The sequence below is a fragment of the Moraxella nasovis genome, from assembly GCF_022701215.1.
GTDB lineage: Bacteria > Pseudomonadota > Gammaproteobacteria > Pseudomonadales > Moraxellaceae > Moraxella > Moraxella nasovis.
In genome coordinates, this window is the sequence record NZ_CP089976.1 from 1,418,399 (window position 1) to 1,444,976 (window position 26,578).

Annotated in this window: 24 protein-coding genes and 1 pseudogene; 12 read left to right on the forward strand and 13 right to left on the reverse strand. The window is 42.9% G+C overall.

The window, feature by feature from the left end:
• Positions 1-105: 105 nt before the first annotated feature.
• Both lysA and lptM read right to left on the reverse strand, forming a co-directional pair.
• The gene (lysA, locus tag LU293_RS06915) at positions 106-1,407 is read right to left on the reverse strand and encodes a diaminopimelate decarboxylase (protein ID WP_375540362.1); all 1,302 of its coding nucleotides are present in this window, start codon (positions 1,405-1,407) and stop codon (positions 106-108) included.
• A 4-nt stretch (positions 1,408-1,411) separates the two neighbouring features.
• Positions 1,412-1,612, reverse strand: a complete 201-nt coding sequence (lptM, locus tag LU293_RS06920; RefSeq protein ID WP_242746703.1) for an LPS translocon maturation chaperone LptM — start codon at positions 1,610-1,612, stop codon at positions 1,412-1,414.
• A 181-nt stretch (positions 1,613-1,793) separates the two neighbouring features.
• Here lptM and LU293_RS06925 point away from each other — a divergent pair, with 181 nt between their 5' ends.
• Together LU293_RS06925 and pta are read left to right on the forward strand one after the other, a co-directional pair.
• Positions 1,794-2,981 (forward strand): acetate/propionate family kinase, encoded by a 1,188-nt coding sequence (locus LU293_RS06925; RefSeq protein ID WP_242746708.1) that lies wholly within the window; start codon positions 1,794-1,796, stop codon positions 2,979-2,981.
• Positions 2,982-3,267: 286 nt separating this feature from the next.
• Positions 3,268-4,452 (forward strand): annotated as a pseudogene (gene pta / locus LU293_RS06930) (phosphate acetyltransferase); the annotation flags it as partial.
• Positions 4,453-4,517: 65 nt separating this feature from the next.
• On the opposite strand, the gene yaaA reads toward pta, so the two are convergent.
• Positions 4,518-5,294, reverse strand: coding sequence for a peroxide stress protein YaaA (yaaA, locus tag LU293_RS06935; protein ID WP_242746711.1), 777 nt, complete (start codon positions 5,292-5,294; stop codon positions 4,518-4,520).
• Between the two features lie 160 nt (positions 5,295-5,454).
• Between yaaA and LU293_RS06940 the strand changes: the two genes are divergently transcribed.
• The 3 genes from LU293_RS06940 to LU293_RS06950 all read left to right on the forward strand — a co-directional run bounded on the left by LU293_RS06940 (position 5,455) and on the right by LU293_RS06950 (position 8,803).
• Complete coding sequence (locus tag LU293_RS06940; protein WP_242746713.1) at positions 5,455-6,507, forward strand: enoyl-CoA hydratase/isomerase family protein; 1,053 nt, start codon at positions 5,455-5,457, stop codon at positions 6,505-6,507.
• A gap of 151 nt (positions 6,508-6,658) precedes the next feature.
• Positions 6,659-7,633, forward strand: a complete 975-nt coding sequence (locus tag LU293_RS06945; protein ID WP_375540363.1) for an aspartate carbamoyltransferase catalytic subunit — start codon at positions 6,659-6,661, stop codon at positions 7,631-7,633.
• 27 nt (positions 7,634-7,660) lie between these two features.
• Positions 7,661-8,803: a dihydroorotase gene (locus tag LU293_RS06950; protein WP_242746719.1), complete on the forward strand. Its 1,143-nt coding sequence runs from the start codon at positions 7,661-7,663 to the stop codon at positions 8,801-8,803.
• A 61-nt stretch (positions 8,804-8,864) separates the two neighbouring features.
• Here LU293_RS06950 and LU293_RS06955 read toward each other — a convergent pair whose 3' ends face one another.
• Entirely contained in the window at positions 8,865-10,367 is a 1,503-nt protein-coding gene (locus LU293_RS06955; protein ID WP_242746721.1) for a YihY family inner membrane protein, read from the reverse strand.
• 172 nt (positions 10,368-10,539) lie between these two features.
• Between LU293_RS06955 and LU293_RS06960 the strand changes: the two genes are divergently transcribed.
• The gene (locus tag LU293_RS06960; protein WP_242746723.1) at positions 10,540-10,977 is read left to right on the forward strand and encodes a hypothetical protein; all 438 of its coding nucleotides are present in this window, start codon (positions 10,540-10,542) and stop codon (positions 10,975-10,977) included.
• A gap of 13 nt (positions 10,978-10,990) precedes the next feature.
• Here the strand turns inward: LU293_RS06960 and LU293_RS06965 are convergent, their stop codons facing one another.
• A complete protein-coding gene (locus LU293_RS06965) occupies positions 10,991-11,668 on the reverse strand; it encodes a DUF3108 domain-containing protein (RefSeq protein WP_242746725.1) in 678 nt (225 codons plus the stop codon).
• Between the two features lie 223 nt (positions 11,669-11,891).
• On the opposite strand from LU293_RS06965, the gene LU293_RS06970 reads away from it, so the two are divergent.
• The 5 genes from LU293_RS06970 to LU293_RS06990 all read left to right on the forward strand — a co-directional run bounded on the left by LU293_RS06970 (position 11,892) and on the right by LU293_RS06990 (position 17,379).
• On the forward strand, positions 11,892-12,182 hold the full coding sequence (locus LU293_RS06970; protein ID WP_242749708.1) for a co-chaperone GroES: 291 nt from the start codon (positions 11,892-11,894) through the stop codon (positions 12,180-12,182).
• Positions 12,183-12,304: 122 nt separating this feature from the next.
• The gene (gene groL, locus LU293_RS06975) at positions 12,305-13,939 is read left to right on the forward strand and encodes a chaperonin GroEL (RefSeq protein ID WP_242749710.1); all 1,635 of its coding nucleotides are present in this window, start codon (positions 12,305-12,307) and stop codon (positions 13,937-13,939) included.
• 255 nt (positions 13,940-14,194) lie between these two features.
• Positions 14,195-14,563, forward strand: coding sequence for a 50S ribosomal protein L19 (gene rplS, locus LU293_RS06980; RefSeq protein WP_242746727.1), 369 nt, complete (start codon positions 14,195-14,197; stop codon positions 14,561-14,563).
• A 102-nt stretch (positions 14,564-14,665) separates the two neighbouring features.
• A complete protein-coding gene (gene uvrC / locus LU293_RS06985; RefSeq protein WP_375540325.1) occupies positions 14,666-16,510 on the forward strand; it encodes an excinuclease ABC subunit UvrC in 1,845 nt (614 codons plus the stop codon).
• Positions 16,511-16,605: 95 nt separating this feature from the next.
• Positions 16,606-17,379 carry a lysophospholipid acyltransferase family protein gene (locus tag LU293_RS06990; RefSeq protein WP_242746729.1) on the forward strand — a complete coding sequence of 258 codons (774 nt, stop codon included), beginning with the start codon at positions 16,606-16,608 and terminating at the stop codon, positions 17,377-17,379.
• Between the two features lie 97 nt (positions 17,380-17,476).
• Here the strand turns inward: LU293_RS06990 and LU293_RS06995 are convergent, their stop codons facing one another.
• The 8 genes from LU293_RS06995 to LU293_RS07030 all read right to left on the reverse strand — a co-directional run bounded on the left by LU293_RS06995 (position 17,477) and on the right by LU293_RS07030 (position 25,091).
• The gene (locus LU293_RS06995) at positions 17,477-17,908 is read right to left on the reverse strand and encodes an MliC family protein (protein ID WP_242746732.1); all 432 of its coding nucleotides are present in this window, start codon (positions 17,906-17,908) and stop codon (positions 17,477-17,479) included.
• Positions 17,909-18,055: 147 nt separating this feature from the next.
• The gene (locus tag LU293_RS07000; protein WP_242746735.1) at positions 18,056-18,544 is read right to left on the reverse strand and encodes an FKBP-type peptidyl-prolyl cis-trans isomerase; all 489 of its coding nucleotides are present in this window, start codon (positions 18,542-18,544) and stop codon (positions 18,056-18,058) included.
• A 162-nt stretch (positions 18,545-18,706) separates the two neighbouring features.
• Positions 18,707-19,540: an HpcH/HpaI aldolase/citrate lyase family protein gene (locus tag LU293_RS07005; RefSeq protein WP_242746738.1), complete on the reverse strand. Its 834-nt coding sequence runs from the start codon at positions 19,538-19,540 to the stop codon at positions 18,707-18,709.
• 4 nt (positions 19,541-19,544) lie between these two features.
• Positions 19,545-20,063, reverse strand: a complete 519-nt coding sequence (gene lspA, locus LU293_RS07010; protein WP_242746741.1) for a signal peptidase II — start codon at positions 20,061-20,063, stop codon at positions 19,545-19,547.
• The gene (gene ileS, locus LU293_RS07015) at positions 20,056-23,358 is read right to left on the reverse strand and encodes an isoleucine--tRNA ligase, N-acetyltransferase domain-containing (RefSeq protein ID WP_242746743.1); all 3,303 of its coding nucleotides are present in this window, start codon (positions 23,356-23,358) and stop codon (positions 20,056-20,058) included. The genes lspA and ileS overlap by 8 nt, the downstream gene beginning before the upstream one ends.
• 186 nt (positions 23,359-23,544) lie before the next feature.
• On the reverse strand, positions 23,545-24,453 hold the full coding sequence (locus tag LU293_RS07020) for an MFS transporter (protein ID WP_242746744.1): 909 nt from the start codon (positions 24,451-24,453) through the stop codon (positions 23,545-23,547).
• Positions 24,431-24,820 carry a hypothetical protein gene (locus LU293_RS07025; protein ID WP_242746746.1) on the reverse strand — a complete coding sequence of 130 codons (390 nt, stop codon included), beginning with the start codon at positions 24,818-24,820 and terminating at the stop codon, positions 24,431-24,433. The genes LU293_RS07020 and LU293_RS07025 overlap by 23 nt, the downstream gene beginning before the upstream one ends.
• A 58-nt stretch (positions 24,821-24,878) precedes the next feature.
• Entirely contained in the window at positions 24,879-25,091 is a 213-nt protein-coding gene (locus tag LU293_RS07030) for a hypothetical protein (RefSeq protein WP_242746748.1), read from the reverse strand.
• Between the two features lie 175 nt (positions 25,092-25,266).
• On the opposite strand from LU293_RS07030, the gene LU293_RS07035 reads away from it, so the two are divergent.
• Positions 25,267-26,559, forward strand: coding sequence for a solute carrier family 23 protein (locus LU293_RS07035; protein WP_242746750.1), 1,293 nt, complete (start codon positions 25,267-25,269; stop codon positions 26,557-26,559).
• The last annotated feature ends 19 nt before the right edge of the window (positions 26,560-26,578 follow it).

Genomic DNA, 26,578 nt, shown 5'->3' on the forward strand with positions numbered 1-26,578 from the left:
AAACAGCCCTAAAATTATCTTAGTGTTCTTATGATTAAAAAAGTGCGATATTTCACGCACTTATTGTATCTGGGGGCGGTAAAGATAAGCTTAATGGTGGCGTTATTATGCACATTCCCCACGCCATAGGTCTTCTAGCGTTTCACGCTGTCTGATGGTGCGATGTGTGCCGTTATCACAAAGTATCTCAGCTGGACGTGGACGGCTATTATAGTTGCTTGCCATGCTAAAACCATACGCCCCTGCTCCTGTAATAGCAAGTAAATCGCCAACGGATAAAGCTAGGTTGCGATTATCGCCAAGAACATCGCTCGATTCACACACTGAGCCGACAAGCGTCCAAGTTTGTGTAGCAGCATCGGTGAGTGTTGCAGGAATGATTGCCATCACCGACTGATATAAAGCAGGGCGAAGTAGTTCGCACATAGAAGCGTCAGTCACAGCGAAGTTCTTAAATTCGGTTGGTTTTAATACATCTACTTTGGTGAGTAGCACGCCAGCATTAGCAACGATATTACGCCCAGGTTCTAAATAGACCGTTAGCCCAAGTGCTTTCAGTTTTGGCATAAGCTCATCAGCTAAGTCTTGGATGCTAGCTGGGTTTTCATCAATATAACGCACGCCTAAGCCACCACCAAGGTCAATGTGATGCAGCTTGATACCAATCTTGGAAAGTTCGTCAATTAGCTCGATGATTTTATCTAAAGCGTCTTTAAAGGGCGATATTTCAAGAATCTGTGAGCCGATATGACAATCAATGCCGACAATCTCAAGGTTGGTTAGACTTTTGGCGTATTGATAAGCATGTATGGCGTTATAAATGCCAAATTTATTATCACGCATTCCTGTTGAAATGTAGGGGTGTGTCTTGGCATCGACATCAGGATTGACACGAATAGAGATACGAGCCTTTTTGTTTAGCTGCTTGGCAACTGAATCAATCAAATCAAGCTCGCTCATCGCTTCTACATTAAAGCAGTCAATATCAGCCTGTAACGCAAAGGCAATGTCATCGCTGGTTTTACCAACGCCAGAATACACGACTTTTTTGCCATCGGTAACTTGTAATACACGAGCAAGCTCTCCTTTTGAGACGATATCAAAGCCTGCCCCATGTTTGGCAAGTAGCTTTAGCACAGCTAGGTTTGAGCAGGATTTTACCGCAAAGCATATCTGATGATTGATGGCACTAAAGGCAGATTTATAGGCGTTTAGTTGCCCTAAAATGGCGTTTTTGCTATAGACATAAAGCGGTGTCTGATAAGTGCTTGCTAAGTCATGAGCATTCACGCCATCGATGTGCAGATGGTTGTTGCGATACTCAATAAACGGCAGAGCGTCGGTAAGAGTGATGGGGTCGATGGTTAGGCTGTCTGTCATGGTCGTCTCGTTTGGATTTAAGTCTATGTTGTTAGTAGCTTTGGTCTGCGCTTTGTTTGTCGATGTCGTCTTGATGGGCTTTTTTGTCAAGGTGCTTTGTGAATTTTGGTAATAAAAAATTGTCTTTTTTGGTGGTATGATCAGCTGGCAGGTATAACGCCCCTTTTTGACCACAACTTGTTAGGCAAATGATGGCAACTAAGCCGCTAAAAGCATAAACTAAAGTTTTCATTATCATATCCATTATAAAAGATATTATTGTATCATAAGTGTTGGTTTTAGGCGGGAAATTGGACTAAATTTAGCCTATTTTTAAATATTTTCATTGAACTAATGTCAAATATAAAGACTTGTTACGGTTTTTACTTATGTTATAATAATTTCATCTTTCTTTCCAATTTAAAGGATAATTCATGTCATTAATCAACCCAACGTTAGTTTTAAACTGTGGTTCATCATCACTTAAATACGCCCTAATTAGCGAAGATGGCGAAACTCGTATCGAAGGGCTTGCCGAAGCACTAGGCAATACAGACGCTCGCATTAAGCATAAGAACCTAGACGGCTCTAAAGTTGACATTAATATCCCAAATAGCGGTGCTCACACTGAAGCTTTGCAAATCATCTTAGGCGATCTTATCAAAGAATACCAGCCTGTGGCTGTAGGGCATCGTGTGGTTCATGGTGGCGATAAGTTTACTAAAGCGACTGTGATTAATGAAGAAGTCTTGGCGACCATCGAAGAATTGGCAACCCTTGCTCCTTTACATAATCCTGCCAACGCCCTTGGCATTAAAGCGATTAATGACATCTATCCTAAGTTACCACAAGTTGCGATTTTTGATACTGCATTTCATCAAACTATGCCCGCTCATGCGTATCGCTATGCTGTGCCAAAACAGCTATACACTGACCATCAAATCCGCCGTTACGGCTTTCATGGCACAAGCCATAACTATGTATCAAACCGTGCCAGTAAGCTAACCACCCAAGACGGCGATAAAGGCTGGCTTGTGGCACACTTAGGTAATGGCTGCTCAGCGACTGCTGTCTATAATGGGAAAAGCATGGACACAAGCATGGGTATTACACCGCTTGAAGGTTTGATGATGGGTACACGCTCAGGCGATATCGACCCAAGTTTTCATTTGCACATTCATCGCACACTTGGCTTATCGCTTGAAGAAGTGGATACTTTATTAAATAAAAAGAGCGGTCTTTTGGGCGTGTCGGGCGTCTCAAATGACATGAGAATCCTTGAGCAAGCTGCTGCAGAAGGCAATCAGGACGCTATCCTTTCTCTTGAGATGTTCGCCTATCGTGTCGCTAAATATTTACTAAGTCTGACAGCTGGCTTGCCAGTATTGACTGGTGTGGCTTTCACAGGCGGTATTGGTGAGAACGGTGCAGACATGCGTGGTAAAATCGTCGCCCATCTAAAACACTTGGGTGCAAAAATTGACACAGCCAAGAATGATGCACTAATCCGTGGTGCAGAAGGTAGCTTTCATGCTGATGATTCTGCCATTGAGCTTTGGGTAATTCCAACTGATGAAGAATACCAAATCATGAGTGAAACTCGTGAGATTTTAGGTCTATAAGATTTATGCAAATGCTAGAAGTCTTTATAAAAGGGCTTTTGGCATTTGTCATTTATGTCTAATTTAAAACACAAAAGGTAAAATCATGACAACTTTTTTATTTGTGCCAGTCGGACAAGCGGATGTGACAAACGTTGTAAATAAGACCAATAAAGCCGTCTTTGATCCCATCAAGTCGCTTGGACAAGATCGGTTTGAAGAGGTGTTGGCAAAGGGTAAGTTGGGCGATTTACTAGAAGTGGTATTTGCTCAAGTGAATGCAGCTGATGATGACATTAAGCTTGTTCAGGGGGTTAGTACAACACATACATATGCTGATACTGTCAACGTTCGCTTAGCTTATGCCTTAGATGCAGATGTAATCTTAGTGGGTGACAACGAAAATCTTTTTGCCATTGCTGAGCAAACCTTTGGTGAGCGTGTCGTGGCAAAGGTGAGTGAAGACGGCGATGCTAATGAATTTATCAAAGTAAATGATCGTCCTGCTCGCTTATCACCATCGGCATTTCGCCACGCTGTCGTAGAAAAAGCCAAAGCTGCCAAAAAGCGTATCGTACTGCCAGAAGGTGAAGAGCCACGCACCATCACTGCGGCTGCCATCTGCCAAGAGCGTGGTATCGCCCAGTGCGTGTTACTTGGCGATCCCAAGAAGATTGCAAGCGTAGCAGCTGAGCGTGGTGTTAGCCTGCCAGAAGGCATCGAAATCATCTGCCCAAGCAGTATCGCTGACAAATATATCGCACCCATGGTAGAACGCCGCAAGGGTAAGCTTGATGAAGCAGGTGCTAAACAAGCCCTAGAAGATACTGTCGTGTTAGGAACGATGATGCTTTATGTGGGTGATGTCGATGGGCTGGTGTCAGGTGCGGTACACACGACAGCCGATACGATTCGCCCTGCATTTCAGCTGATCAAGACTGCCCCAGAATACTCTTTAGTGTCGTCTGTATTTTTTATGTTGCTACCTGAGCAAGTGGTTGTTTATGGTGACTGTGCTGTCAATCCAAACCCAACAGCCGAACAGTTGGCAGAGATTGCTATTCAGTCAGCTCAGTCTGCCCGTGCCTTTGGGATTGAGCCTAAAGTTGCTATGATTAGTTACTCTACCATGAATTCAGGTTCAGGTGAAGATGTCGATACAGTCAAAGCTGCTGTACAAATCGTGCGTGAAAAAGCACCACAGCTGGCAGTAGATGGCCCGTTGCAGTTTGATGCAGCAAGCGTGCCAAGTGTGGGCAAGTCAAAAGCACCAAACTCAAAAGTTGCAGGTGAAGCAAATGTATTTATCTTCCCAGATCTAAACACAGGTAACACCACGTATAAGGCGGTACAACGTACCGCAGGCGTGATTAGTGTTGGTCCAATGCTCCAAGGTCTAAACAAGCCTGTGAATGACTTGTCTCGTGGTTGCTTGGTGGATGATATTATATATACGATTGCACTGACCGCCATTCAGGCAGTGGATGATTAAGTTTAATCATCATCTATAAAAACGCCCAACCGATATGAGTTGGGCGTTTTTTTAATGGAGTTTAGTTACAGCTGTTCGTTACGTTGGAATACCCATGTTTTATCATCGCTAAGATTAGGCTTAAAATAATAGCCATCGGTGTTAAATTGCTTTAAGTCATCAGGGTTGGTAATTTGATTTTTAGCGGCAAAATTTACCATAAGTCCGCGAGCTTTCTTGGCATAAAAACTAACTACTTTATATTTGCCATTTTTCTCATCTTCAAAGCGTGGCGTAATAATGCGTGCTTTAATTTTCTTGGGCTGCACTGCTTTATAGTATTCGTTAGAAGCCAGATTGATGAGCGTGCTTTGCTTGTTATGTTGCATGTGCTGATTGATGAGCGTGGTGATTTTATCTCCCCAATATTGATATAAATCATCAGCATGTGGCGTTTTAAATTTTGTACCCATTTCAAGGCGATAAGGCAACATCATATCTAGTGGTTTTAGCAGTCCGTATAGACCTGATAAGATGCCCAAGTGGCAGTTTAGGTAGTTCATTTCATCTAGGTTAAGCTGATAGGCGTCAAGCCCTGTATAGACATCGCCGTCAAATAAATAAGCAGCTGGCTTGGCATTTTCATCAAACGGATAGCACCAATGCTGATTACGAACGACGTTAAGCTCGGCAATCTTAGCAGACACCCCCATAAGCTCTTGAATATCAATAACGTCGCAGCTTTTTAGTGTTTGCATTAAGGTGATTGCATCATCAATTAAAGCAGGCGTGCCTGTGGTTATATCAAGTGGCACGGGCGTTTTTTCGTCTAAGTTTTTGGCGGGTGATAATAAAAAATACATAAGATAAGCACATATTGATGGGTTCGCTTATTATTATAATCAAAAATACGACTTTTGCCAAAACTCAATTGGTAAAGTGGTTGGTTTTTTGGTGTGGTTTTTGTATAATCAACAAGTGATTAAACGATTAGTGAATACATAAAACGAACAAGGATTGACCATGACAGACTTAATGCAAGCACGCTTGATGCCTACAAATGGCGATAAAAGCATTGGTGTTATCACCATAAATAGACCAAAAGCGTTAAACGCCCAAAATCTTGAGATGGTGAAATTTACCGCACAGACCTTAGACGACTGGGCAAACGATGACAACGTAGCAATGGTCGTGCTGCATGGTGCAGGTGATAAGAGTTTGTGTGCAGGAGGCGATATTAAGTCGCTTTATACCAATGCTGATGAGGCGGAGGAATTTTTTGGGTGTGAGTATGGGCTAATGTATAATATGCATACCTATTGTAAGCCTGTGTTATCGTGGGGTAACGGCATTGTTATGGGCGGCGGCTTAGGGCTGCATGCAGCATCAAGTCATAAGGTTGTCACCCAAAGCACACTAATGGCAATGCCTGAAGTATCCATTGGGCTATTTCCTGATGCGGGAGCGTCTTATTTTTTAAATCGTATGATGGAAAAAGTGGGGCTGTTTTTGGGCTTGACAGGAGCTAGATTTAATGGCGATGACGCTCTTTACTTGGGTTTGGCAGATTTTGCCATCGAGCATGAGCAGTTTGAAGCGGTGCTTGATGGGCTAACCAAGGTCAGCTTTGCTGATGATGACTTAAATCATCATCGACTGACCGCCTTTTTGCAGCAGTTTCACCGCACTGATATTTTAGCACAAGGTGAAATATTGCCAAATTTTGCTAAGATTAATGCATTGATGAACGCAGGCGATCTATTGCTTGTGGATAAAGCCCTTCAAGAATATGCAGGCGACAGTAGCTTTATCCAGACGGCTATTGATAGCTATCAAAATGGCTCAGCACTCACTAAAGCCATCACTTGGCATATTTACCACCATCTAAAAACACACGATTTATCGCTTGATGACATCTTTAAGATAGAAAAAGCCGTCGCTATCCAGTGCGTACAGCAAGGCGATTTTAAAGAAGGCGTGAGAGCCTTATTGGTTGATAAAGACAAAAACCCTAAATGGCAGTTTTCTTTAAGTCAGATTAATGAAGCGTGCATTCGTCAGTATGTTCCGTTTTAGTTGATTTAAAAGGTGCTATTAACGCACCTTTTTTTCATTAAGGCTTTTTCATTTTAAGAAAATCCGCTAAAATGCACAAGCTAATAAATACTAAGTCAAAGGTCGTATTATGAACCACTCTAACCCTATAAAATCTCGTCTCGATCATGCCATGTCTAAGCCCCAAATCACAGCCAGCGGTGGTATCCGCCACTTTTTGGGTGTCGAAGGGCTTGGACGCACACAGCTTGAGAATATCATCGATAAGGCGATGGGCTATTTTGACGCTGATGGACGGCTGATAAATACCGATGAACTTGCTGGCAAGACGGTGATGAATTTATTTTTTGAAAACTCAACTCGCACACGCACAACTTTTGAGGCTGCCCAAAAACGTCTAGGTGCCAATGTACTTAATCTTGATATTGCACGCTCTTCAACGAGCAAAGGAGAAAGTCTATCTGATACGTTGTGGAATCTTGAGGCGATGAGCAGTGATATGTTTGTCGTGCGTCATTCGTCGAGTGGTGCAGCACATTTTATGGCAACTCAAGTAACGCCAAATGTCGCCATCATCAATGCAGGCGATGGCTGGCATGCCCACCCAACCCAAGCCATGCTAGATATGCTGACCATTCACCGTGAAGTGGTACAAAAAGGCAAGGCGTTTGATGACTTAAGTGTGGCTATCGTGGGGGATATTAAGCATAGCCGTGTGGCACGCTCGGATATTTGTGCTTTGCAGACGCTTGGCGTTAAGGATTTAAGGGTTATTGCTCCACGCACATTATTACCTAAAGGCATAGAGCGTTATGGCGTAAATGTATGTGACAACATTAATCAAGGCGTGGTAGATTGTGATGTGATTATCGGTCTTCGTATTCAAAATGAGCGTATCGGCTCGCCACTACTGCCATCAACAAGCGAATACTTTAAGCACTATGGCATTAATGAGCATAGGCTAAACCTTGCCAAGCCAAATGCCATCGTTATGCACCCAGGACCGATGAATCGAGGTGTAGAGATTGCATCTGATGTGGCAGATGGTGAGCAGTCGGTTATCTTAAAGCAAGTCAATAACGGCATTGCTGTGCGTATGGCGGTGATGGCAATGGCAATGCGTGGGCAAGAACAGTCCAAAGGGTAATTGATTCTTTAAATTTAAGGCGATACTATGAAAAATTTACTTCCTAAAACTTGGCAATTTGATACCAAAAACATAACGACAGACACGAATGAAAAGTGGCTTATACCGCCCATCGTAGATCTGTGTGCACGCCTAAATAAGTTTGGTGATGGCACATCATTTACCCATGAATGTCAGACAGCGATTAAAAATGGCATTTTGCACGTGTGCACACCGCCTGATGATGGTGCGGTGCGAGAGTCTAGCTCACTGCTTAAAGAGGTTCGTGAAAAAGCTGCCAATCATGGACTAAATTTACATATGTTAGGGGCACTAACCCAAGGTCTAAAAGGCGAAAAGCTTGCTAACATCGCTGACATTAAGGCAGGCGGGGCAATTGGTGTTAGCAATGCCCGCTTTGCTTTTGCAAATGACGAAGTATTGTTAAGAGCATTAGAATATGCTAAAGCCTTTGATATTAAGGTGTTCTTCTACCCAGATGAGCCAAGTTTATCAAAAGGAGTGGCACATGATGGTTACATCGCAAGCTATCATGGATTGGCAGGTATTCCTTGGCTTGCTGAGACCGTCGCACTTGCTAAGCAAATTTTGATGGTAGAAGAGACGGGAATTTGTGCTCATTTTAGCCAGCTGACTTGCCGAACTTCTGTGGATTTGGTGCGGTTTGGCAAGGCTAGGGGCTTACCGATTACCTGTGATGTTGCCATGCACCAGCTGTTTTTAACTGATGATGATATTGAAGGCTATAACGCCAACGCCCATGTGTATCCGCCACTTCGCTCTAATACCGACCAAAGGGCTTTGCGACAGGGCTTGGCAGATGGAACGATTGACGCTATCTGTAGCCATCATGAACCATTATCAAGCACAGATAAGCTAATGCCATTTGCTGAGAGTGTGGCAGGCATTAGTAACTTTGATACTTTTGTATCGCTTGCTTGTCAGCTTGTGGCAGATGGCGTTTTGACCGATACACAGCTTGTGGAAAAAATCTGCCTAAATCCTGCTAACATTGCAGGAATTACTGATTATGAGCAGATTGGTGGAGCGGTGCTTATCGACCCAAATCAAGCGTGGCAAGTTACCAAGCAGTCTATATTATCTAAGGGTAAGAACACGCCATTTTTAGGTGATGAATTATTTGGTAAGGTTGTACAGACTTTTTTTTAAGTTTGGCAAATGTTAGATATGAAAAAGCCACCCGTAACGAGTGGCTTTTTTGGTGGCGGTATTAATTAAAGCCACGCTTAATATCGTTTATGGTTTTTTTACTTTTACCAAAAAAGTGACGCAACTTACGAACCAAGCGAAGGGTTTTAGTTAGATTGCTTTCGGTGAATGCTGCCTGACCATGTGGGATAACGATTGTGTTATTATTAGCGTCTGTCGTCAGTCCTGCATCGTGATCAAAGCCGATTGAGCTATCGCCGTGTTCACCTGTATCTTCAGCGACAATACGAACGATTTCTTGCTTTTCACGCAAAGGTGTTGTATCTAGTAGATACGATAGCGGCATATTTAGCTCGTTTTTTGCAGTGCGTTCGATGCGTACCAAATGCCCATACAGCTCAACAAACCAAGGGTCGTAATCAGCTGATTTTAGACCATCAAGCTCATCTTTAATAGGTAAGGGGTAAGGTAAATTCTTATAAAACTGCCAAAGATTAAGCGTACTTAGGTCAGTTTTTAGGATGTATTCATCATCTTTGGTACGTGTGATAAGTCTGCTATCAACAAGTTGAGCGATGTAGGTACTCCATTTTGGTAATTCTTTGCGACCAAGCACTCGGCGCAATTCATGCTCGCTAACTGTGCTGCTGTCTTTATGACGCTTATACGCCAAATTTAGCATATCAAGCAAGCTTAATAGTGGGTGGCGTACTGGCACTTCTTTGGTATCAAAGATGGAAAGCGTGTAGCTTATCTCTACCCCAAGCAAGATGATATTCCAAGACAAATACAGCCACATCAAGAAAATAGGAATCGCAGCAAACGCACCATAAATGGCTTCATAACTGGTGAAGTTGGTCATGACTGTCCCAAAAATTTGCTTGAGTGTCTCAAACAAAATGGCAACAATTATCCCTGCAATGGCAGCATTCTTAAATGGCACTTGAACTTTAGGAATAAACCAGTACATACCCACAAAGCCTGATACGGCTATCAATAAAGATACTAAGTATGCCCAAATACCCCAATCAATGCCATAACCTGCCACTTGACGATTAAAGAAATCAGCACTTTGTATGGCACTAGATGCACCGAATGCGACCGCCAAAATAATAGGACCAAGCGTAATCATCGCCCAGTAACGAATGACACTTTTCATGCCACCTGAACGTTCTTGGACACGCCAAATGTCGTTAAATGCTGTTTCAATCGTGACAAGTGTGATGATGGTGGTAACAAAAACACCAAGCACACCCACAATACCTAAATTGCTCGATTTTTCAGCGAAATTTTGGATATATCCGCCGATTTGAGCACTTGATGATGGTAAAAGATTGTCGTAAATCAGGTGCTCCATCTGTCCGCGTACACCTTCAAAGGCAGGTACGCTTGATAGCATGACTAAGATAACCGTTAAAATCGGCACAAGAGAAAGCAGCGTAGTATAAGTTAAGCTGGCTGCTTTTTGGGTACAATTATCTTCTAAGAAATGACGAACTAATAGCCGAAGGTACATAAACCAGCTATGGTGAGCAAAAGGAAGTTTGTTTAAAAAATTTGTCATAAGAATAATTTGGTTGCTTCTTGGTATGTCTAGTGTAGCAAATCTTGAGCAATTTTTAAAATAAAAACTTGTATGTTTTGTGAAACACAAGAAGGCTTAAGTGTAAATCGTGGCGTTTTTTAGGGGTTTTGGTTATAATGCTGTGATATATCACTTATAATAAGCCCATATCATGCCAAAACCAAAAGCACAATCTACCCCAAAACCCATCAAGCCTATCCGCCAAAAACTGTGGATCACTTGGATTGTATGGATTATTTGTCGGCTACTCGTGCTGCCGATTATTGTGGGTATGCCTTATGTAAAGGTCATCATGGCAGGTATGGCTTGGCAATTAGTCGTCTTATTGCCAGTGTTACTACTTAGTGGCATCGTCATGCGTGGCAAGTCGCCATATCCGCTGATTTTTATAAGTATGCTGACGCTGATTTATTTGGGGAATGCAGGCTTAGATATGCTGACTAAGATTTACGCTTACGCACCGCTAGGAGTGCAAGCGTTTTTTGTGGTAGAATTTGTATTATTATTGATGATTAATGCATGGCTATTTATTCTTCTAAGAAGATTGCCACCCATGCATCAAGCTAATAGACAATTAACAGATAACTAACTAAAAATAACGATTAGTTAATCTTAGTTAATTCCATCATGATAACCTTGCCATCATTTTTTTGACTAACTTTGATGGGTAGGTAGTTTAGGCTAGGCGCTAAGTAAAAACTGGTCGCACGATCTTTATCTTCGTGTATGCGGTCGATACGCACCACATCATACGTTCCAGCAGGCACAGTCAGTTTGCTTGCTCCTGCCTTTTTAAACTTAGTTTTCTCAATGCTGTCTTTTTTGACTAGGTTATAACTGCCCGTAAATTTATTATTCATTAATTCCTGACGAATCTTAGTTTCAAGGCTAAGATCATCATAGGCTTGCCCATTCATTTGTAAAGAAGCAGATTTGTCCTTATAGGTGCTGACGACTGTTTTTCCGATGAATCTAACATCATGAGTGTTGCCAATGCCAGCAAATTTTACCGACATGGTCGCAGTTTTTGGCGTAATGACATCATTGATGACAGTAAAGTTTGATTTTTGGTTTAACTTTGCAATCAAGGCGGCCTTAGCAGATACAGTGTAGTGATAGTCGTTTTTATGGTGGCTTAGTGTACGAGTTGCTACGCCTTTTTTGCCATCAGCATTTAGTACGTAAGTGGCATTAAAATCTAAGTCGCCAGCAGCGTGAGCGGCAGCTGTGCTGATTAGCGTGGTAGTGGCAGCAACTTTTAGTAGGGTTGTTAATTTCATAATTAAAAACTTTTGTGATGAATACTATTTCATAATGACCAACAATAGCTGCTTTTTCAAGGCAAAGTTGCAAAAATCAACAAAGCTGTAATATTGTTTTTTGATACTGTCTAAAAATTTTTCATAAAAACTGCTTGAAATTTTCCCCCAAAAGCACCACTTTTAAGCCAACCCCTTGTTGGGTTCATAGATTTTTATAATTTATTAACAAATTAATGGAGTTATCATGAAAATTCGTCCCCTACACGATCGTATCGTCGTTCGCCGCACTGAAGAAGAGCAAAAGACCGCAGGTGGTATTTTATTACCAGGTTCTGCCCAAGAAAAACCACAACAAGGTAAAGTGCTTGCAGTCGGTGGTGGTCAAGTTACCGATAATGGCGTGCGTGAATTAGATGTTAAAGTTGGCGATATCGTATTATTTGGTCAATATGCAGGTCAGACGATCAAGGTTGATGGCGAAGAGCTGCTTATCATGAAAGAAAGCGATGTGTTTGGCGTTTTAGAAGCTTAAATTTTAAAAGCTATTAAATTTTAAAAGTTAATTATCGCCAATATTGTTTGGTTTTAAAATTGCAAAAGTCCGCCTAGAGTTGGTGGCAACTTTACTAACATAGACACAATAACTGGAGAAAAATCATGGCAAAAGATGTCAATTTTGGAGCAACTGCTCGTGAAAAGATGATCAATGGCGTAAACGTTCTTGCAAATGCTGTTAAGGTGACGCTTGGACCTAAGGGTCGTAATGTAGTGATTGATAAGTCATTTGGTGCACCTACCATTACCAAAGATGGTGTGTCTGTCGCCAAAGAAATTGAGCTTGAAGATAAGTTTGAGAATATGGGTGCACAGCTTGTGCGTGAAGTTGCGTCTAAGACAAACGATGTGGCAGGTGACGGCACAACGACAGCGACCGTACTTGCTCAAGCTATCCTAACTGAAGGCATGAAGTCAGTGGCTGCTGGCATGAATCCGATGGATCTTAAGCGTGGCATTGATAAAGCCACCCGTCTTGTGGTAGATGAAATCCACGCCATCTCAACACCAGCTAACGACGATAAAGCCATCGCTCAAGTTGGCTCAATCTCTGCTAACTCTGACGTAAAAATTGGCGAGCTTATCTCTGAAGCCATGCAAAGAGTCGGCAAAAAAGGCGTTATCACCGTAGAAGAAGGCTCAGGCTTTGAAGATGCGTTAGAAGTTGTTGAAGGTATGCAGTTTGATCGTGGCTATATCAGCCCATACTTTGCAAATAAGCCTGATAGCCTAACTTGTGAATTTGACAATCCATCAATTTTGCTTGTGGATAAAAAAATCAGCAACATCCGTGAAATCGTGCCACTATTAGAAAAAGTCATGCAAACGAGTCGTCCGCTGCTTATCATTGCAGAAGACGTAGAAAACGAAGCTTTAGCAACGCTTGTGGTGAATAACTTGCGTGGCGGTCTAAAAGTGTGTGCTGTAAAAGCTCCAGGCTTTGGTGACAGACGTAAAGCCATGTTGCAAGACATCGCTGTCCTAACAGGCGGTACGGTTATCTCTGAAGAGGTAGGTCTATCGCTAGAAACAGCAGAAGTTGCTCATCTTGGTACAGCTAAGCGAGTGACTGTCGGTAAAGAAAACACCGTGATTGTAGATGGTGCGGGTGAAAAATCTGAGATTGATGCACGTGTTGAATCTATCCGTCGCCAAGTAGAAGAATCTACATCAGATTATGACAAAGAAAAGCTACAAGAGCGTGTTGCGAAACTTTCAGGTGGTGTGGCAGTCATTAAAGTTGGTGCGGCTACTGAAACTGAAATGAAAGAGAAAAAAGACCGTGTGGATGATGCTTTACATGCTACTCGTGCAGCAGTAGAAGAAGGCGTGGTTGCAGGTGGTGGCGTTGCCTTGGTGCGTGCATTATCATCACTAAATGACGTAAAAGGTGATAATGACGACCAAACAGCAGGCATTAACATCCTAAAACGTGCCATCGAAGCCCCACTTCGTCAAATCGTAACGAACGCTGGCGATGAAGCAAGTGTTATTATCAATGCGGTGAAAAACGGCACAGGCAACTATGGCTATAACGCTGCTACAGGCGAGTATGGCGACATGATTGAGATGGGTATCTTAGACCCTGCTAAAGTTACTCGCTCAGCGTTAGAACACGCAGCAAGCGTAGCAGGTCTTATGCTCACCACAGAAGTGATGATTACTGACTTGCCAAAAGAAGAGCCTGCCATGCCAATGGGTGCTGGCATGGGTGGTATGGGCGGCATGATGTAATTTGTCAGCCTGACGCACACAATCCCTCAAGTGAAAGCTTGGGGGATTGTGGCTTTGATATGCTAAGTATGAAAATAACTTGATTTTTTGTTAAATTTTATATAAAATACGCAAGTTTTTATTTGCCTGTGTGGTTCAGGTTAGCAGTTTTGTCAAAAGATAAACTGCCCAAAATAACAATGACAAGCGTCCTTTAAACCACATAACAAAGGTTGCCTTTGCATAATAGCCTATGTCATTTATCGGAGAAAATCCATGAGCAACAAACACCCTTTAGTTCAAGCTGTTGAAACTTCACAACTAAAAGACCACCCTGCATTCGCACCAGGTGATACTGTTGTTGTGCAAGTGAAAGTTCGTGAAGGCGACCGTGAGCGTCTGCAAGCATTTGAAGGCGTGGTTATCGCTAAGCGTAACCGTGGTCTAAACTCTGCTTTTACTGTGCGTAAAATTTCAAGCGGCGTTGGCGTTGAGCGTGCATTCCAGCTACACTCACCACTAATTGACAGCATTTCTGTTAAGCGTCGTGGTGATGTACGTCGTGCCAAACTTTACTACTTGCGTGACCGTTCTGGTAAATCAGCACGTATTAAAGAAAAATTGGGTGCAAAAAAAGACGCATAAGTTGCGACTTTCCCAAATAGTCAATAAAACCCCGCCGACAGCTTGCCTATCGGTGGGGTTTTATTTAAATAAACAGATGTTTTAAGTGACTACAAATATACGATGATAGATATTAACGACATGCACTCAAGCCATAAAAAAGAGCACCTTGCTCACATCTTAAAATCACTGCCAAATTTACCGGGTGTGTATAAAATGCTTGGCAAGCATGGCGAGATTTTATATGTCGGTAAGGCAAAATCGCTTAAAAGCAGAGTGTCTAGTTATTTTATAAAAACCATTGATCACCCAAAGACTAAGGCGTTGGTACAGCGGATTTATGACATTGAGATTATCGTCGTGCGTGGTGAGACAGAGGCACTTTTACTTGAGCAAAATCTCATTAAGGCGAACAGACCGCCTTATAATATCATTTTAAGAGATGATAAATCTTATCTGTATGTGTATGTTTCTACTGATAAATTCCCAAAAATTAGTGTCGGTCGAGGTAAGGGGAATCATGCCGAAGGGCGGTTTTTTGGCCCTTATCCTTCAGCTTATGGTGCTAAGCAGTCAATTGAATTGATTAAGCAACTGTTTATGATACGAGACTGCTCAAATGGTAATTTTGCCAGTCGTAAAAGACCGTGCCTAGAATACCAAATCAAACGCTGTAAAGCACCTTGCGTGGGATTTGTGACAAAAGAAGAATACCAAGGCGATGTACAAAATGCCATTGACTTTTTAAATGGCAAGACAGGGCAAGTGCAAAATTCTTTGGCTAAGAAGATGGAAGAAAGCAGTGAGGCGATGGACTTTGAGCGAGCAATTTTTTATCGTGATAAGATAGCCATGCTAACTGAGATGCAGGCACGCCAAGCTGTGTATCGCCTAAGCGGTGAGGCGGATGTTTTTGCCATAAATATAGAGGCAGGCGTGGTATGTGTGCATGTGTTGACGGTGCGTGGCGGGCAAGTTTTGGGCGGTAAGAATTATTTTATCGATGAGATTATGATCGAGGATAAAACAAATGCCGAACGCTTAGCAGAGTTTTTGGCGTCGTTTTATTTTCAAGTGAGCGATGATGTGCCAAGCGAGATTATCGTCAGTGAGAAGTTGCCAAATAAGACAGCGATTATCGCCTTGCTAGATGAGCATTTTGGCAAAAAAGTCGCCATTAAGGATGTTGTACAGACCCACAGAGCGGAATGGTTATCGCTTGCTAGGCTAAACAGTAAAAATGCGGTACATGCTAAGCTTTATGATTTTTATGAATTACAAAGCCGATTCACCGCTTTACAGGACGTCTTAGCTAAAGTCAGCAGTCGAGCAGTAAATCGCATAGAGTGCTTTGATATTAGTCATACGATGGGGGAGATGGCAGTAGGTAGCTGTGTGGTGTTTGATGCAGGTGGATCTAGGCGACGAGATTATCGTCAGTATGCCATATCTGGCATTACAGGTGGTGATGATTATGCAGCCATGAGACAGGTGCTAACACGCCGTTACAGCAAGCATACCTTGCCAGATTTGCTACTGATTGATGGCGGCAGGGGGCAGCTAAATATCGCCAAAGAAGTGCTTAGCGAGCTTGGCAAACTAGATGAGACCTTGCTTGTCGGAGTGGCAAAAGGCGAGGGGCGAAAGGCAGGGCTTGAGGTATTGCATTTTATAAACCACGAGCCGATTGATTTACCGCCAGACCATAAGGCGTTGCATTTGATCATGCAGGTACGAGATGAGGCTCATCGTTTTGCCATCACGGCACACCGCAAAAAGCGGGATAGGGCAAGAAGCTCATCTGTGCTAGAAGTTATTCCCAATCTTGGTCCAAAACGTAGGCGAGATTTATTGACGCATTTTGGTGGTATCAGTCAGTTGCTCGGTGCATCAGAAGATGAGATTGCTAATGTCAAGGGTATTGGCAGGGTCTTAGCACGCACAATTTACCAAGCATTGCACGCTTAGTGAACTAACATCGCCACTTTGGTGATGTAGTGCTTGATTTTTTTTGATTTTCAGAGTACGCTTGTACATATTTTTAGCCAAGTGTGAAAATGAGTATGGCAAATTTCATCAGTAAACAATATGGTCGAGCTAAGACAATCTTCGGCATGGGTCAATCTATCGTCGGCGGATTTCGTGCCGCTTATAAGATTGGTGCATTCACACAGCCACAAAGAGAGATTCTACCAAAGTACATTCAGACCTTTTGTCGTAAAATGGCAAATTCGTTTGGTGTGAATGTCGTGCAAGTTGAACCTGTGCCACAAAAGCATGGGCTGTGGGTATCTAATCACATCAGCTGGCTGGATATTCCTGTGGTGGGAAGTGTCGCTCCTGTGTTTTTCTTATCAAAAGCAGAGATTGCTAACTGGTTCATCTTTGGACGTCTAGCGCGAGCAGGCGGAACGCTGTTCATTAAGCGTGGATCAGGTGATGCCAATTCTGTCTCTGATCAGATTACTGAATTCTTACAGAGTGGATCTTCTGTGGTGTTTTTTCCAGAGGCGACCACAACAGATGGCAAGGCGATTAAGAAAATCCATGGTAAGCTACTGCAATCATCGCTAGATACAGGGCTGCCAGTTTGCCCGCTTGTGATCGCTTATGTGGATCGTGATGGTAAGCTGTCTGATGATGCGGCATATTATGGCAAACGAACGATGGCAGATAGCTTGCTTAGGGTGATGGATAACGGGAAGATTACTGCTTATGTCTTACCGCTTGATCCGATTTATCCTAATGGTATGACACGAAAAGATCTGACAGAGACGCTCCAAAAAAACATGGAGCTTGGATTGCAGCGACTGCATGACATCGTACTAAAGCGGTAAAAGGGTCATTACCATTATGATTTGGTTGCTTGATTAGGATTGCCAGCCATAAAAAAACACGCTCAATAAAAAGCGTGTTTTAATCAGTAATAATGGTTTATTTTTTTACTTGACCGTCGAGACCACAGGCGTACTGTAAGTGTTTTTGTTTGCCAACTTTTAAGGTTAAGACGGCTTCGTGACCTTTGGCGTGCCAATCAATTTTATCGTTCGCATAACGCTCACCTGATGCAGCAGACTTGCTTTTAAGCTTAGCGTTATATCTGTCTAAACCTAAGCTTTCAGCACTAATTTGGGTGAATGCAATATTTGCATTAGGCTTGTAGGTGGTTACCACATGTGCTTTATCGCCAAGATGGTCGCCATTTAAAAAGCACTGATAAGAACCTGTGTAATCGCCATCGTTTTTTACAGCATTTACAACAGGCTTTACGACGACTTCTTTGGTTTTTTGGGCGACATCTTGAACCGCTTGACAACCAGTAAGAGCTACACCAGCTGCTAAGGTTGCTAACAATACTGCTCTCATAAGTTACTCTAACTAGGGGGGGGGTTGTGATTTATAGTTATACTATAACTAAAAGAAACGTATAAGGCAAATTGATTTTTATTATAAAATTGTTAATATTTTTCAACTTAGGCTTAAATAATTACCCCAATGTTTCTTATGCAGCCATTAGCGAAGTTGTAATGCGTGTTCACCTTTTGGCGTTACCTTGAAAATTTGCACCTTAAATAGTACATCTTGTCCTGCAAGTGGATGATTAAAATCCACCTTGACGGTGTCTTCATTTACTTCGCTAATCACGCCTGTGAGCGTGTTTTTACCTTTATCAGTAAACTCCATCATCATTCCTTTGGTGGGGTTTGGTTCAGATAGGGCAAACTGGGCTTTAGCAAAACTTTGCACATTATCGGCATTCCACACCCCAAATGCTTGCTCGGGTGGTAGATGAGCGGTGCGTGTGTCACCTGCTTTTAGGTTAATTAGCACTTTCTCAAAGCCTTCTAGTAGGCTGCCATCGCCGATGGTTAGTGTAACGGGCGTATCAAGTCCAAAGGTGGAGTCAATTACTTCGCCACTCATTAAAGAAACTTCAAAATGTAAAGCAACATGACTGCCGTCTGTGATGCGGATTTCTTCATTTGGTAGAATTGGGTTCATGTCATTTTCCTAAGTTAAACAATTAATAGGCAATAGTTTAGCATAATTTTATGACAAGATTGTAAGGCATTAATAAATGATGCTGTGATGAGTAAGTAGTGGGTGGTTGTTAATCTAAAGCGACTGATATATAGCCAGCCATACACCGACATCTAAGTTGTATTATTGCAAGCCAAGTAGTTTTTTTGCCCATGTGATAACAGGCATATCCACCATCTGACCATCAACGGCAAAGACCACTTGCCCTGTTTTAAGGTAAGTATCGTACACCTTTTTGGCAAAATCAAGCTGTTTTGGATTGATTGCTAAGTCCTTGATGGCAGTTACTTGCCTTGGGTGAATGAGTAGCTGACCGCCAAAGCCAAACGCCCAAGCATGACGACTAAACTTTATAAAGCCCGCTTCATCATGAAAATTAGGATAGATGGTTTCTATTGGAGCGTGTAGGTTATTAGCGGCAGAATGTAAGATAAGATCGCAACGAATCTTATCCATCATAACTTGTCCAGCACAAGTGCCAAAGCTTATGTCAAGTGAATTTAGCAAATCCAGGCAGCCATAGCTTAACGCAAAAACCCCCTGTACGCCAGCAATCTTGGATAGGTTTAGGATGCCTGTCGCAGATTCAATCATCGCAATGATGGGCTTGTCGGTCTGTTTGGCGAGCTGTGCTACCATGTCGGCGTTCTTTACCTTTGGTAAGATAACGCCAAACAGTGGTAGCTTATTTAGCAGGGTGATGTCTTTAGCAAATGACAAATCATCTGCATGGTTTGGTGCATTAATGCGTAGATAAATGCTAGAAAAACTATCCCAATCCCAGTTATCTAAGAACGCCAAAAGTTTTTTGCGAGTATCGTCTTTTATGTCATGACTGACCGCATCTTCTAGATCGATGATTATTGCATCAGCACCACTGCCTGCAGCCTTAGTCATGCGATCTAAGTGCGTGGCAGGCACGAATAAATAACTTTGATGGGGGTTAAATTTCATCATGGCTTTACGGCTTTCGCTTGTTCTCAAAAAACAGCATATCTATTAGCACAAGCCCCATGCCGCCCATGATTGCCATGTCTGCTATATTAAATATCGGATAATGCCACACATCTGCATAATGAACATGAATAAAATCAATCACATAGCCATGTATGAATCGATCAACCATATTGCCAATCGCGCCGCCAAGAACTAAGGCTAATCCAAGCGATAGCCATGTGGCGACTTTTGGGACTTTACGCAGATAGATGATAATAAAGATGGAGACAATTACACTTAGTCCTGCAAAAAAATATTTCTGCCAACCGCCTTGATCAGCTAGAAAGCTAAATGCCGCTCCATAATTATAAGCCAGCGTCCAGTTTAGTATGGGGCTAATGACGCTCACTGTCTCACCAAGCTCAAAGCTGTGATTAAAAAAATACTTGGTTAGCTGATCGATGACAAAGACCACAGCAGCAAGCACATAGTAGCTTACTGCTCGGTTGCCATTTAGTGTTAGACTTGGTGTAACATTAGGCATAATAACGCAATTCCCCATCACCAAAGGCATTCGTAGCACAGCGGGTGCAAATGTCGCTGTGTTCGCTATCTGTCCCAACGGTGTCCGTGATGTGCCAGCAGCGTACGCACTTACTGCCGTCAGCAGGCGTGATACTGATGGCTGCTTTACCTTGGGCTAGGCTTACGCCACTGGTGATGAATACAAATTTTGCTTCATCGCCAAGCTTAGCTAGGGCGTTAAAGGTATCGCCATCAGCATGAATGGTGGCATGTGCGGTAAGATTGCTGGTGACAATGCCATCAGAGCGTGCGTCTTCTATTGCTTTATTGACTAGGTCTTTTACCGCCAAAATCGCTTGCCAATCGCTTTCGGTAACATCAGTTAAGGCAGGTGCTGGAATGTCATACCAGTTTTGGGTAAAAATGTACTCTTGATCAGCGTCATTATCACGAATGAATTCCCACATTTCTTGGGCGGTAAATGGCAAAATTGGAGCAATCCAACGCACTAGGGCTTGGGCGATATGGTAAAGAGCAGTCTGTGCAGAACGGCGTGCTTTACCATCAGATCGAGTGGTGTAAGTGCGGTCTTTGATGATGTCAAGATAAAACCCGCCCAAAGACTGTGAGCAAAACATACCAATCGCCTGTACGACTTGGTGAAATTCCATCTCATCATAAGCGGCGATGATGGTATTTTGGGTGTCTTTGGCTTGTTTTAGGATAAACTTATCAAGGCTGACCAGCTCGTCAAAGGCAATGCTGTCAGTTGCAGGGTTAAAGTCGCTCGTATTTGCTAATAAGAAACGCACTGTATTACGGATACGGCGGTAGCTATCAACCGCCCCTTTAAATACTTTCTCGCCAGCACTCATCTCATAGCGATAATCAGCAGAAGCAATCCATAAGCGGAGCATATCCGCTCCTGTTTTATCGATTTCACGCTGTGGCTCGATGATGTTACCGAGCGACTTACTCATCTTGCGACCTTTTTCGTCCACCACAAAGCCATGCGTTAAGACTTGCTTAAATGGAGCTCTGCCATGAATAGCTTCGCTTGTAAGTAGTGATGTCTGAAACCAGCCACGATGCTGATCGCTACCTTCTAGATATAGATCAGCAGGGCTTTGCAGATCGTTGTTTTGTTCTAATACAGCAAAATGCGTCGTCCCTGAGTCAAACCACACATCAAGCGTGTCGGTCACCTTATGGTAGTTGGCAGCTTCTTCACCTAAGAAATCTTCGGCAGTGGCTTCAAACCATGCTTCAACCCCGCCTTTTTCAATCATGCACGCGGCTTTTTCGATGAGTTCGCTTGTGCGTGGGTGTAGTTCATGAGTGTCTTTATGGGTGAAAAATGCGATTGGCACACCCCATGTACGCTGACGACTAATACACCAGTCTGGTCTGTCGCAAACCATCGCTTCAATGCGGTTTTGTCCCCAAGCGGGCGTCCATTTAACATTTTTAATGTCGTCTAGGGCGTTTTGGCGAAGTCCTAATTTTTCCATGCTGATAAACCACTGTGGCGTGGCACGAAAGATAATTGGTGTCTTATGTCGCCAGCAGTGCGGATAGCTGTGAGTGATTTTGGTGTGATTGAGTAGGTGTCCGCTCTGTGCCAGCGTTTCAATGATTTTTGGCTGTGCCTTATAAATATGCTCACCGACAAAGACTTTCGCCTCGTCCAGATACACGCCATTACCACCAACGGGATTTTCGGTCGGTAGATTGTTGGCACGCCCCACGTTATAATCGTCCACACCGTGTGCAGGGGCGGTATGCACAAGCCCTGTACCGCTGTCGGCGGTAACGTGGTCGCCTGTGATGATTGGTACTTGACGTTCGTTAATAAGTGGGTGCTGGGCTTTTAGGGTGCTTAAATCGCTCCCCTTAACAGTCGCCAAAATTTCTACATTTTGCAAACCGATATTTTTGGCAAAATCATCCACCAAGTCATGAGCCACGATAAAACTTGCCGTTTGAGCGATTGGCATAGGATTATCAATCGTATAATGCCACTTTTTGCCATGTTCATTTTCTACGTCTTTTTGATACACGCCACCGATGTTTTGTACGGCTTTTTTGGAGCGTTCGTTACCTTGATGAATTTGAAAACGCACCGTGTTGCGGTGTTTAAAGGCGTAATTAAGCAGGGCTTGTTTGATTTCGCCATTTGCCCCTGTTCCCCAAAATGCAGGCGTGATAAAGGTAAAGCCAATGCCAACGGTGCTTGTGGCAGGATTGTCATCATAAAAACGGGTCGTGCCGACAATCTCGCCTGTGGCTTTATGGATAATGGCAAAAGCTTTTTCTTTCACCGCTTTATCAAAAAACGGCTCAAACACTTCTGGCAAATGGCGTTTTTCTGGCATTAGCTCCCAAATGGTAGGGTCTTTGGCTTTGTTAAATAACGCTTCTTTGTCGGCTTTGCTTAGGGTTTTTAATAAAAAGTTGTCGCTTTCAAGTTCGCTTGGCATGGCAAATGGGGCGACTTTTTCGCCTTTGATAACCGCATAATCAAAGTCGGCATGGGCGGTAATTGCTTGGTTGGCAGGCAGTGTCCAAGGGGTCGTTGTCCAAATCACCGCTTGCACGTTGCCATCAATATCTTTTAGGGCGGGCAAAGCATCTTTATTGACAATGTCAAAGCCCACATAAATGGCGTCAGAGGCTTTATCTTGGTATTCTACTTCCGCTTCGGCAAGAGCAGAGCCACAGTCTAAGCACCAGTTGACAGGCTTTAGCCCACGCACGATATGACCGTTGTCATAAATTTTGCCTAAGGCTCGCACGATGTTCGCTTCTTGGGAAAAATTCATGGTAAGATACGGATTATCCCAATCGCTAAGCACCCCCAAGCGTTTAAAATCAGCCATTTGCAGTTCAACTTGGCTTTTTGCGTAGTCACGGCATAGGCGGCGAAATTCGGTCGCATCAACTTTTTGACCGACTTTACCTACTTTTTGTTCAACCTTTTGTTCAATCGGCAGTCCGTGACAGTCCCATCCTGGTACAAATACAGCATCAAATCCAGATAGGTTCTTAGATTTAGTGATGATGTCTTTTAGTACCTTATTAACGGCATGACCTAAATGAATCTGACCGTTGGCATACGGCGGGCCGTCGTGTAGGATATATTTTGGCAGGCCTTTTTTGGCGGTGCGTACTTTGTCATAAAGACGGTCTTTTTCCCAAGCGTCAAGCCATTTTGGTTCACGTTTGGCAAGGTCAGCTCGCATGGGAAAAGGCGTGTCGGCAAGGTTTAAGGTGGCTTTATAATCTGTTTGTGGGGTGTTTTTTTGGTCGGTCATGGCGATGTCATCAGTAAATTGGCTAAATTATTATTAAAACTGTCAATTATAGCCTAAAACGCTGTTTTGATAAAGGTTTGTTGGTTAAAAATAAGATTTATATCGGGTTTGGTAAATTTATTTAAAGAGTTTATTTAAAGAGTTATAGTGTTGCTGGCTTAACCAATCGTGATGTAGGTTTGGTCTTTATAGGGGCAACGACTGACTTGGGTTTGGCTCATAAATTTTTTGATAAATGACTTGATAGTAGCCATCTAGTTTTTTATCGTCAATTGTGTAGATGTTTTTGATGGCTTGATGATACAGTATCGTGAATGTCAATATCACCAAAACACCACTGATTGCTCCATAAAAGGCAGTCAAGTAGCCCCCATCAATGACCCATGTGGTCAATAGCACGCCCAATGGCACAAATACGATACACACCGCCAAAAAGATGAATTCAAAACTTTGGCGAATGTCTTTGGGGGTGGCGGTTGAGCGAATGTGCGTGCTGTTGATATTAAACATCACAACGCCCATGCCAATCATCATCAAAGCCAACAAAAACACCATAAAATGCTCACTTGTGCCAAGCCACACCCCAAAAGCCACAAAAAAGACACTGGCAGATGTGGTGCGATGATTGCCAATTTTTTGATTTAATATTTTTATCAAAAACACACTGCCAATAATCATGCCAAGACCAAACGCCCCTTCGCCAATGCCAATATAAAAGGCGGATAATTTGAAGGTGTGGGCGATTTGATAGGGAATGACATACGCTATCAGCGGGGTGATGATGAAGTTGGCAAGAGCGGATATGGCGACCATCAGCCGTTCAATGGGGTTGAAAAGTAGTATGCTTAGGGTGTTCGTGTTCGTATGCGATTGCGAATGCACTTGTGCTGTCTTTGGGTGTGATAAGTTGATGTGATAAAACAATAAAAAACTGACCGCAGACAGCCCAAGGCAGAGACTTAAAATGGTCAAGGTATCAAAATAATAAATCAAAAATCCAGAGATGATGGGTGATAAGATGGTGTTGATAGAATTGACAAAGCCACGCATTTTAAATCCGCCACTTTTGTTGTCATCTTGGTACAGCTCGTTCACAAGGCTTGTGCCGATGGGAGTTAAAATGATAGAAAAAAATAGACGTGATGATAAAAATGATACCAAAAATCAGATGGTTATCATGGCGAAATAATACTGCCAATCCTAGGCTTGATAAACCACAAAAAACCAATAAGAGCTTTTTGTGGTTGAGATGACGTTTGCTTGATAAATAAGAAAACAACAACAAAAACACCACTTGACACGCCCAAGAAATGCTAATAAACACCCCCAAAGGCTGTGATAGATGTAGCGTATTGATCATCAGCCACGCAAATACAATGCCAATGGTTTTGATGGTAGTATTAAGGAGCGTCTCGGAGAGTTGATATAAATAAAAGTCTTTATTCGTTGAAAGATAAGACACAAGATTTGCCTTTGATGATGACTGATGGATTAAGGTGTTGTTAAGATTAAGGTGTTGTTCAAATAAAATTAACTAAGATGATAAATAAATTAACTAAGATGGCGATGGCTGCCATCAAGCCAATCAGTGTGCTTAGTATTTTATTTATCGTATCGTGAGAGATTTTTTGTGTCAAGGATATTTGGGCTAAAAATTGGATTGATGAATTGATTATGGGATTGATGATGGTAGGAATGATAAAATGTGCGATTGCTTGTGTCTTTATCGCCATCAAAGCCATCATAAGGCAATGAAAGGCAATGGGCGATAAAGGGTAATGAAAGCCATAAAATCAAAAAGCGAGCAGGACACGAAAAGTTGGTCAAATCTATTCATAATTTTGCCAATAAAAGCTATAATACAAAACAATCAAAAATATCCCAATAGACGAATAAGCAGGTGTTAAAATGAGTTGGTTTGCAACATGGCGACCTTATGCAGGCGATTTAAACAAAGAACCTGTGGCGACAAATGAATATCTGCCCATAGGACAAAGTGTCATGCTTGGCATTCAGCACGTGCTTGCGATGTTTGGGGCGACCGTGCTAGCACCTTTATTGATGGGATTTGATGCCAACCTTGCCATCATGATGAGCGGTATTTGTACGATTTTATTTTTTGTGATGACAGGTGGGCGAGTACCAAGCTATCTTGGCTCGTCCTTTGCTTTTATTGGCGTGGTGGCAGCAGCGACAGCACACGCCACAGGTTCTGGGGCAAATCCAAATTTGGCGGTGGCATTGGGCGGTATTATTGCTTGCGGTGTGCTGTATGCCTTGATTGGTCTTGTGGTGATGGCGACAGGCACTCGCTGGGTTGAGAATCTGATGCCACCTGTGGTAACGGGGGCGGTGGTGATGATTATCGGTCTAAATCTTGCCCCTGTTACGGTCTCAACTGTCGCAGGCAAGCCTTTTGAATTGACCATGACGCTGATTACCGTACTTTGTATGAGTGTGATTGCGGTGTTTGCTCGTGGCTTTGTCCAACGCTTGCTGTTATTGCTTGGTTTGGTGTTAGCTTACGTGATTTATGCCATTGTGGCGAATGTATTTGGCTTGGGCACGCCCATTGATTTTGGTGTCATTGGGCAGGCGGCGTGGTTTGGTGTGCCAAGTTTTTCATCGCCTGTATTTGATGTTAATGCCATGCTCATCATCGCCCCTGTGGCATTCATCTTGGTGGCAGAGAACTTGGGGCATATCAAGGCGGTTGGGGCGATGACAGGTGAAAACCTAAGCCCTTATTTGGGTAGGGCATTTGTGGCAGATGGCGTAGCAACTGCCCTATCAGCAGGCGTGGGTGGTACAGGCATGACGACTTATGGCGAAAATATCGGCGTGATGGCGGTAACTCGTGTGTACTCTACCATTGTTTTTGTGATTGCAGGCGTGTTTGCGGTATTTTTGGGCTTATCCCCAAAATTTGGTGCCATCATTCAGACCATTCCAAGTCCTGTATTAACAGGTGCTTCCATCGTGGTATTTGGTCTGATTGCCATTGCTGGGGCAAAAATTTGGATTGATAATCAAGTCAATTTTTCCAATAACAAAAATCTGATGGTGGCTGCCATCACCATCATTTTGGGTACGGGTGATTTTGGTTTGATGATTGGTGAGTTTAATCTGGGCGGTATTGGCACAGCGACATTTGCAGCGATTTTGTTAAATTGGTTTTTAAGCTTAAGACAAGCGTCTTAAAGTTTGTGTCATTGGGCGA

What these genes read in the sequence shown, in the direction of transcription:
- LU293_RS06955 (WP_242746721.1), bottom strand. Translation starts at nt 10,367, where the DNA reads ATGACAAATTTTTTAAACAAACTTCCTTTTGCTCACCATAGCTGGTTT.
- lspA (WP_242746741.1), bottom strand. Translation starts at nt 20,063, where the DNA reads ATGCCTAATGTTACACCAAGTCTAACACTAAATGGCAACCGAGCAGTA.
- lptM (WP_242746703.1), bottom strand. Translation starts at nt 1,612, where the DNA reads ATGAAAACTTTAGTTTATGCTTTTAGCGGCTTAGTTGCCATCATTTGC.
- LU293_RS06950 (WP_242746719.1), top strand. Translation starts at nt 7,661, where the DNA reads ATGAAAAATTTACTTCCTAAAACTTGGCAATTTGATACCAAAAACATA.
- LU293_RS06925 (WP_242746708.1), top strand. Translation starts at nt 1,794, where the DNA reads ATGTCATTAATCAACCCAACGTTAGTTTTAAACTGTGGTTCATCATCA.
- LU293_RS06945 (WP_375540363.1), top strand. Translation starts at nt 6,659, where the DNA reads ATGTCTAAGCCCCAAATCACAGCCAGCGGTGGTATCCGCCACTTTTTG.
- rplS (WP_242746727.1), top strand. Translation starts at nt 14,195, where the DNA reads ATGAGCAACAAACACCCTTTAGTTCAAGCTGTTGAAACTTCACAACTA.
- yaaA (WP_242746711.1), bottom strand. Translation starts at nt 5,294, where the DNA reads ATGTATTTTTTATTATCACCCGCCAAAAACTTAGACGAAAAAACGCCC.
- uvrC (WP_375540325.1), top strand. Translation starts at nt 14,666, where the DNA reads ATGATAGATATTAACGACATGCACTCAAGCCATAAAAAAGAGCACCTT.
- LU293_RS07005 (WP_242746738.1), bottom strand. Translation starts at nt 19,540, where the DNA reads ATGATGAAATTTAACCCCCATCAAAGTTATTTATTCGTGCCTGCCACG.
- LU293_RS07000 (WP_242746735.1), bottom strand. Translation starts at nt 18,544, where the DNA reads ATGAACCCAATTCTACCAAATGAAGAAATCCGCATCACAGACGGCAGT.
- ileS (WP_242746743.1), bottom strand. Translation starts at nt 23,358, where the DNA reads ATGACCGACCAAAAAAACACCCCACAAACAGATTATAAAGCCACCTTA.
- LU293_RS06940 (WP_242746713.1), top strand. Translation starts at nt 5,455, where the DNA reads ATGACAGACTTAATGCAAGCACGCTTGATGCCTACAAATGGCGATAAA.
- LU293_RS07030 (WP_242746748.1), bottom strand. Translation starts at nt 25,091, where the DNA reads ATGGCGATAAAGACACAAGCAATCGCACATTTTATCATTCCTACCATC.
- LU293_RS06990 (WP_242746729.1), top strand. Translation starts at nt 16,606, where the DNA reads ATGGCAAATTTCATCAGTAAACAATATGGTCGAGCTAAGACAATCTTC.
- LU293_RS06995 (WP_242746732.1), bottom strand. Translation starts at nt 17,908, where the DNA reads ATGAGAGCAGTATTGTTAGCAACCTTAGCAGCTGGTGTAGCTCTTACT.
- LU293_RS06965 (WP_242746725.1), bottom strand. Translation starts at nt 11,668, where the DNA reads ATGAAATTAACAACCCTACTAAAAGTTGCTGCCACTACCACGCTAATC.
- LU293_RS06960 (WP_242746723.1), top strand. Translation starts at nt 10,540, where the DNA reads ATGCCAAAACCAAAAGCACAATCTACCCCAAAACCCATCAAGCCTATC.
- LU293_RS07035 (WP_242746750.1), top strand. Translation starts at nt 25,267, where the DNA reads ATGAGTTGGTTTGCAACATGGCGACCTTATGCAGGCGATTTAAACAAA.